We start from the raw sequence: 6,856 nt of genomic DNA on the forward strand, positions 1-6,856 counted from the left end.
GGCGTCTGGGCATGAAGGACGGTTCCACCAGGCTGCCGCCTTCGCCCCCCTCGCGCCACGGCTGCGGGTTCCTGGTGCTCGACAAACCCGCCGGCCTGACCTCCCACGACGTCGTCGCCCGGGTGCGGCGGGCCTCCGGGCTGCGGCGGGTCGGTCATGGCGGCACCCTGGATCCGGCGGTCACCGGCGTGCTGCCGATCGCCCTGGGTCCGGCCACCCGGTTGCTGCCCTATCTCCCCGGCGACAAGACCTACCGCGGCACGGTCCAACTGGGGTTGCGGACCAGCAGCGATGACCTCGAGGGTGAGGTGCTGGAGCAGCTGCCCGTGCCACCCCTCGGCCCCGAGGAGCTGGAGCGGGCCCTGGCCGCCTTCCGGGGGGAGATCCTGCAGGTTCCCCCCCAGGTCTCCGCCGTGCATGTCGATGGCCAGCGGGCCTATGCCCGGGTGCGAGCGGGAGAAGAGTTGGCGCTGGCGGCCCGACCGGTGGTGATCCATGGCCTCGACCTGCTGGGCTGGGATGCGGCCAGGGGCCGCCTGGAGCTGCAGGTGCATTGTTCCGCCGGCACCTACGTGCGCGCCCTGGCGAGGGACCTGGGCCAGGCCCTGGGCTGCGGCGGCGCCCTGGCCAGCCTGCGCCGCACCGCCGCCCTTGGTTTCGGTCTGCACCAGGCCATTTCCATGGAGCGCCTGGCGAGCGGCCCCATGCCCCCCCTGCTGGATCCCCTCGATGTGCTGGTGGATCTGCCGCGGCAGCGTCTCGATCCGGCCCAGCTGTCGCCATGGCGTTGCGGCCGTGCGCTGCCCCGTACGGTGGAACAGTTGCCCGAGGGGGCCGTCGCCGTGCTCACGCCGGATGGCAGTCTGGCGGGCATCGCCCGTGCCGACAGCAAGGGCCTGCTCCTGCCCCGGCTGGTGTTCGACGCCACCGGTTGAACCTCTCCCGACATCACGATGGCCGGCCACAGCAAATGGGCCCAGATCAAACGCACCAAGGCGGTGGTGGACGCGAAGCGGGGGGCGTTGTTCACCCGGCTGGGGCGGGAGATCACCGTGGCGGCCCGCGGTGGTGCCGACCCCGCCGGTAACTTCCAGCTCCGCACCGCCATCGAGAAGGCCAAGGTGGCGGGGGTGCCCAACGCCAACATCGATCGGGCCGTGGCCAAGGGCAGCGGCCAGGGTGGTGCTGGCGCCGACCTGTTTGAGGCGGTGCGCTACGAGGGCTATGGCGCTGGCGGTGTGGCCGTGCTGGTGGAGGCCCTCACCGACAATCGCAACCGCACCGCCGCCGACCTGCGGCTGGCCTTTGGCAAGCATGGCGGCAATCTCGGCGAGACCGGCTGCGTCAGCTACCTGTTCGAGCAGCGGGCCGTGGTGCGGCTGGCCCTGCCCGACGCCGATGAGGAGTCCCTGCTGGAGAGCCTGCTGGCCCTGGAGGAGCGGGACGGAACGGCGGCGGCGGGCTACGCCATCGACGCCGACGGCGTCGATGTGTTCGGGGCCTTTGCCGACCTCGAAGTCCTCCAGGACGGGCTGAGAAATCTGGGCCTGCCGCTGGCGGGCTGGGAGCACCGCTGGATCGCCTCGCTGCCCTGCCGCCTTGAGGACGGGGGCTTGCTGGACGCCTGTCTGCGCATGTTGGATGTGCTCGAGGATCTCGACGACGTGCGCAGCGTCACCACCAATCTCGAAGCGGACGAGGCCCTGATGGAAGCGGTCCTGCTCAGCTGAGCATGGCGTCGGCGTCGGCGATCACGGTGAGGGCGGGATGGTGCTGTAGCCAGCTGGCGGGCAGATCCGCAGAAGGGGGCTCCTCCAGGGTGCGGCGCAGGATGGCCGCTTTCTCGGCCCCGGTGACCACCAGCAGCACCCGGCGGGCCGAGAGGATCTCGGCCAGTCCCAGGGTGATGGCCTGCCGGGGGACGGCGCCGGGGTCGCCGCCGAAGCCGCCGGCGTTCTGGCGGCGGGTGTGGTCGCTGAGCACCACACAACGGCAGGCCACCGCAGGGTCCGAGGGGGGTTCGTTGAAGCCCACGTGGCCGTTGAGGCCCAGGCCCAGCAGTTGCAGGCCGATGCCACCGGCCGCGCTGACGGCGGCGCCATAACGACGGGCTTCGGCCTCCGGATCGGCGGCCTGCCCATCGGGGAGCCGCACCCGCTCGGGGTCCAGGCCCAGGGGCGCCACCAGCTGGCGGGCCATGGTGGCGGCGAAGGAGGTGGGATCCTGCGGCGCCAGCCCCACGTACTCGTCCAGGTTGAAGCTGCACCAGGTGTCGCGCACCCTGGTCGCCAGGGCGGCTTCCAGCCGAGCCATCCGGCGGGCCAGGGCCCCATAGACGGGCTCCATGGTGCGTCCGGTGGCCAGGCCCAGGGGCCGCTGCGGGTGCAGCCGATCCGCCAGCAGCAGCGCCGCCACCCGTTCGGCTACCGACGCCGCATCAGCCAGAACGACGGGCGTGATGGCGGGGCTGGTGGAGGAGGGGGAGCCGTGCCTCAAAGGGAGGTGTAGGGGAGGATCCTGGCCCCCTGGTAGTAGTGCTGCAGGATCTGGCGGTAATCCTCGCCGCGCAGGGCCAGCCCGTAGGCCCCCCACTGGCTCATGCCCACCCCGTGGCCGTAGCCGCGGCCGCTCACCAGCAGCGTCGGCGCGGCCGGCGGCCGGGGGCTTCGCCAGGGGGCCTGGACCATGTCGGAGGCCAGGGAGCGGATCCCTTCGGGGGTGAACACGCCCTGCAGGGAGGGCAGCGGGGGAAGGAACGGGTAGGACCTGGGGGCCTCGAAGTCGAAGCGGGCCAGGGTGCTGCGCAGTCCCAGCCGCTGGCGCAGTTCGGCGCCCGTGAGCAGCAGCGTGCCGCCGGGTCCCGTCACCCGGGCCTGGCGGATGCGGCCGGAGCTGGTGGTGGAGAGCACCTCGATGCGAAAGGCACCATCGATTTCCCGGAAGGCCCGGGCCAGCTTGTCGGGCTCGATGCGCAGCTGCCAGTCACGGACCGGGCTGGCCTGGTCGAAATCGGGCACGCTCACCAGATAGGGAAGCTGCTGGCGCCAGATCTCGCCGCTGTTTTCGGTCAGGCCGCCACTGCTGCTGTGGAAGACCGCATTGATCAGGGCGGAACCGTGCACCAGCACCTGGGAGCGGGTGCTGCGCACCGCCTCACGGGTGGAGTCGGTTTCGCTCTCCACCCCCTTGTAGACCTGGCTGGCGACCGTGGCCTTGAGGTCGAAGGGAGCCGCCGGTCGGCGCTGGCGCAGGGCGTAGGTGCGGGCCGCCACCGCCTGGGCTCGCAGGGCCGCCAGCGGCCAGCTGGCCGGCATCTCGCTGCCCACCACGCTGGGCAGGTAGCTCTCGACATCGATCAGATTGATCGCCTGCAGCCGATCGCCCTCGCTGCGCACCAGCAGCCGGCCGCGGTAGCGGCGCTGCTGCAGAGTCAGCATGGCCTCGCCGCGGCCGCCGCCCTGGGTCTGGGTGGGTTCGATCCAGGCCTGACCCGATGGCAACGACAGCCGCCGTGGGCTGCCGGTCGGTCCTTGAAGCCTTGCCTCCAGAGCCGCGCCGTTGCGCACCAGTTGCAGCCGGGCCCCCGGGGCCAGCTCCAGCAGGGTGCGGCCCGCCCCATCGCCCAGGCGCAGGGCGGCGCTGCCGGCCTCCAGCTCCAGGCTGGGGGCTTCCTGCAGCAGCACCCGCACCACGGGAGCCGGCGCCCGGACCTCGATGGGCACCGGCGCCGCCACGGCGGCCGGGAGCAGCGCCAGGGGCAGGCCGGCGCGCCATCCGAAGCGGAGCAGGGACACGGGTGGGCGCGAGCGACAACGGGTCATTCTGGACGGCGCTTCAGGGGTTGGCCATGGCGCCGGCCACCACACCGGCTGGCGGCGTGGCAGCATGCCTGCTGAGGCCTCCCGGATGTGCAGGTCACCTTCCTGGGAACCAGCTCCGGCGTTCCCACCCGCGCCCGCAACGTCTCCGCCGTCGCCCTGCGTCTTCCCCAGAGGGCGGAGCTCTGGTTGTTCGATTGCGGCGAGGGCACCCAGCACCAGTTTCTGCGCAGCGAGCTGCGGGTGTCGCAGCTGCGCCGGATCTTCGTCACCCACATGCACGGCGACCATGTTTTCGGTCTGCCAGGGCTGCTGGCCAGCCTGGGTCTGGCCGGCAGCTGTGGCGGGATCGATCTCTACGGACCGGATCCGCTGCGCGACTACCTGGAGGGGGTGATGCGCACCTCCTCCACCCGCATCGGCTATCCCCTGCGCACCCACCGGGTGAAGGAGGCCGCCGCCCGGGGCAGCCTGGTGCTCGATGACGACGACATCACGGTGCGCTGCACGGCGCTCACCCACCGCGTGCCGGCCTATGCCTACCGGGTGGATCAGAAGCCGCGGCCGGGCCGTTTCGACGTGGAGCGGGCCAGGGCTCTGGGCGTTCCCCCCGGGCCGGTCTATGGGGAGCTCAAGGCCGGTCGCAGCGTCACCCTCGACGATGGCCGGGTGATTCGGGGCGAGGCCCTGTGCGGGCCGCCGCGGCCAGGCCGCAGCGTCGTCTACTGCACCGACACGGTGTTCAGCGAGGCGGCGGTGGCTCTGGCCCAGGGCGCCGACCTGCTGATCCACGAATCCACCTTTTCCCACGGCGAGGCGGACCTGGCCATCGCCCGCCAGCACTCGACCAGCACCATGGCCGCCCAGACCGCCCTGGAGGCGGGGGTGAAGCGGCTGGTGCTCACCCACCTGAGTCCCCGCTATGTGGCCGGCAATCCCATGACCCCCGACGACCTGGTGGCCGAAGCGCGGACCATCTTCCCCGAGACGCTCGTGGCGAGGGACTTCCTCAGCCTCGAGGTGGGGGAGGCGGGCTGAGCCTGCAACAGTTCGCGTGATTCCGCTGCGGCGGACCCGTTGCCCGTGATACAAGGTCTCAGTTGCGGTCCCACCGCCATTTCGCCGGCTTCTTCCATGGCCCCCCTCTTTCTCTCAGCCGCCCCCCTTTCAGTCGTCCGACGCTCTGTTGTCCGTGCCGTTGCCCGGACCCTGCTGATCCTTCCCCTGGCCCTGCTGGTCTGCTTCGCGGGTCCCGCGGCGGCGGCCCAGTGGAGCGCTGAGGACCTCACCGTGCCGGTGTCCCCCGACGGCACCCTGGTGACCTTCACCGAGAAGGAGGTCAAGACCGGCCGCAAGCTCTTCAACGACAGCTGCGGCACCTGCCATGCCGGTGGCATCACCAAGACCAACCAGAACGTGGGCCTGGATCCCGAAACCCTCGCCCTGGCCACCCCGGCCCGGGATTCGGTCGACGCCCTGGTCGACTACATGAAGGACCCCACCTCCTACGACGGGGAGTACAGCATCTCCGACGTCCATCCCAGCCTGCGCAGCAGCGATGTGTTCGTGAAGATGCGCGACCTGGACGACGAGGACCTGCGCCTGATCGCCGGCTACATCCTGGTGGCCCCCAAGGTTCAGGGTATCCAGTGGGGCGGCGGCAAGATCTACTTCTGAGCCCCCACCAGACCCGAGCCGGCAGCCCTGGGCTGGCCGGCTTTTTTGTGGCCGAACGCCAGCGTCTCAGGGTGCCAGCGCGGGTGGAGGCGGCGCCAGGTTGCCGGCCTCCAGGGAGCCGGGCAGCTTGCTGTACCACCACTCCTGCAGGCCGGGGGCCAACCGCTGGGGGAACAGGGTGATGACGGTGCGGGTGGGCCTGGCCCCTGGCTGGAGCAGCTCCACGGCATAGGAGGGGCAGCGACGGGCGGCCAGGTCGGCCACGAAGCGGCGGCCGACGCGGCGCCAGCTGGGCTCCTTGCTGCGCCAGGCCAGCCGGCAGCAGGGCCAGGGCAGTTCCTCCCGATCGAACAGGCGGCAGCAGGGCCCCAGGACCCGGTAGCTGTACTGGCCGCCGGGGCTGGGATGCTCGCTGCCGGAGGCCAGCACGGTGTCCACCTGGAGTGACATGAAAAAGCCACCCCTGAGGGTGGCGGAGAAGAACACGGGGTTCAAGGGCGATCCGCGTGAATCGCCAGGCGAGGAGCTCAGTAGAGCTCTTCTTCGGTGTGGGTCTTGATGGTGCAGTCGGAGGTGGGGTAGGCGACGCAGGTGAGGACGAAGCCGGCCTCGATCTGGTCGTCGTCGAGGAAGCTCTGGTCCGACTGGTCGACGGTGCCGGCGGTGAGCTTGCCAGCGCAGGTGGAGCAGGCGCCGGCGCGGCAGGAGTAGGGCAGGTCAATGCCCTGCTCTTCGGCGGCGTCGAGGATGTACTGGTCGTCGGGAACCTCGATGGTCTTGTTCAGCCCCTCGCTCTCATTGACGAGGGTGACCTTGTAGGAAGCCATGGAAGAGATTGGAGCTCACAGACACCCGGCAGCCAGGGCCTGTAGGACCCGCCCTTCCTACATCCGACAGGGGGCATTCCCGGCGTTCTTGGGCTCGCAGGCCGGGAAGGCCAATCAAAGCCAGGACACAGATCAGCGTGCCTTATGCAACATCCGAGGCCGAACGGATCCGCAGCAGGCCCCAGCGGTCCTGCTCCACCCGCTGCTCCACCCGCCAGCCCGCGGCCAGCAGATCCCGCTCCAGGCCAGGGGCCTGATCCACCAGCAGGCCGCTGAGCAAGCCCACACCGCCGGGGCCCAGCAGCCGCGGGAAGCAGGGAATCAGGGCTTCGATCACCGGCGCCAGGATGTTGCACAGCAGCAGATCAGCGCCACGCCCCCCCAGCAGCTCCGAGAGGGCCTGCGCCGACCCGGTGGTCACCGTCAGCGCTTGGGCGCCGTCCAGGCCGTTCAGGGCGGCGTTCTCGCGGGTCGCCCGCTCCGCCAGGGGATCGCAGTCGGCGGCCGCCACGGTCGCCGCCCCCAGCCGCAGGG

General features: G+C 71.1%; 9 protein-coding genes. 4 read left to right on the forward strand and 5 right to left on the reverse strand.

The features are described from left to right. Positions 1-11: 11 nt before the first annotated feature. Both truB and VB739_RS11000 read left to right on the forward strand, forming a co-directional pair. On the forward strand, positions 12-935 hold the full coding sequence (gene truB, locus VB739_RS10995) for a tRNA pseudouridine(55) synthase TruB (protein ID WP_323357102.1): 924 nt from the start codon (positions 12-14) through the stop codon (positions 933-935). Between the two features lie 18 nt (positions 936-953). Further along, the gene (locus VB739_RS11000; protein ID WP_323357103.1) at positions 954-1,730 is read left to right on the forward strand and encodes a YebC/PmpR family DNA-binding transcriptional regulator; all 777 of its coding nucleotides are present in this window, start codon (positions 954-956) and stop codon (positions 1,728-1,730) included. Here the strand turns inward: VB739_RS11000 and VB739_RS11005 are convergent. Further along, positions 1,723-2,496 carry a glucosamine-6-phosphate deaminase gene (locus tag VB739_RS11005; protein ID WP_323357104.1) on the reverse strand — a complete coding sequence of 258 codons (774 nt, stop codon included), beginning with the start codon at positions 2,494-2,496 and terminating at the stop codon, positions 1,723-1,725. The two genes, VB739_RS11000 and VB739_RS11005, sit on opposite strands and share 8 nt — an antisense overlap. Next, on the reverse strand, positions 2,493-3,794 hold the full coding sequence (locus tag VB739_RS11010) for a SpoIID/LytB domain-containing protein (protein WP_323357105.1): 1,302 nt from the start codon (positions 3,792-3,794) through the stop codon (positions 2,493-2,495). The genes VB739_RS11005 and VB739_RS11010 overlap by 4 nt, the downstream gene beginning before the upstream one ends. A 114-nt stretch (positions 3,795-3,908) precedes the next feature. On the opposite strand from VB739_RS11010, the gene rnz reads away from it, so the two are divergent. Beyond that, a complete protein-coding gene (gene rnz, locus VB739_RS11015) occupies positions 3,909-4,856 on the forward strand; it encodes a ribonuclease Z (RefSeq protein ID WP_323357106.1) in 948 nt (315 codons plus the stop codon). 96 nt (positions 4,857-4,952) lie between these two features. Then, on the forward strand, positions 4,953-5,495 hold the full coding sequence (psbV, locus tag VB739_RS11020) for a photosystem II cytochrome c-550 (RefSeq protein WP_323357107.1): 543 nt from the start codon (positions 4,953-4,955) through the stop codon (positions 5,493-5,495). 66 nt (positions 5,496-5,561) lie between these two features. On the opposite strand, the gene VB739_RS11025 is transcribed toward psbV, so the two are convergent. From VB739_RS11025 to VB739_RS11035, 3 genes are all read right to left on the reverse strand, one after another. Then, complete coding sequence (locus VB739_RS11025; protein WP_323357110.1) at positions 5,562-5,945, reverse strand: hypothetical protein; 384 nt, start codon at positions 5,943-5,945, stop codon at positions 5,562-5,564. A 77-nt stretch (positions 5,946-6,022) separates the two neighbouring features. Continuing rightward, on the reverse strand, positions 6,023-6,322 hold the full coding sequence (locus VB739_RS11030) for a ferredoxin (RefSeq protein WP_094585612.1): 300 nt from the start codon (positions 6,320-6,322) through the stop codon (positions 6,023-6,025). Positions 6,323-6,464: 142 nt separating this feature from the next. Further along, positions 6,465-6,856, reverse strand: a 392-nt coding sequence (locus VB739_RS11035) for a 50S ribosomal protein L11 methyltransferase (protein WP_323357108.1), incomplete at its 5' end; no start/stop codon positions are given.

Source organism: Cyanobium gracile UHCC 0281 (assembly GCF_034931305.1).
In the GTDB taxonomy this organism is placed as follows: domain Bacteria; phylum Cyanobacteriota; class Cyanobacteriia; order PCC-6307; family Cyanobiaceae; genus Cyanobium; species Cyanobium gracile_A.

What these genes read in the sequence shown, in the direction of transcription:
- VB739_RS11000 (WP_323357103.1), top strand. Translation starts at nt 954, where the DNA reads ATGGCCGGCCACAGCAAATGGGCCCAGATCAAACGCACCAAGGCGGTG.
- VB739_RS11025 (WP_323357110.1), bottom strand. Translation starts at nt 5,945, where the DNA reads ATGTCACTCCAGGTGGACACCGTGCTGGCCTCCGGCAGCGAGCATCCC.
- psbV (WP_323357107.1), top strand. Translation starts at nt 4,953, where the DNA reads ATGGCCCCCCTCTTTCTCTCAGCCGCCCCCCTTTCAGTCGTCCGACGC.
- truB (WP_323357102.1), top strand. Translation starts at nt 12, where the DNA reads ATGAAGGACGGTTCCACCAGGCTGCCGCCTTCGCCCCCCTCGCGCCAC.
- VB739_RS11030 (WP_094585612.1), bottom strand. Translation starts at nt 6,322, where the DNA reads ATGGCTTCCTACAAGGTCACCCTCGTCAATGAGAGCGAGGGGCTGAAC.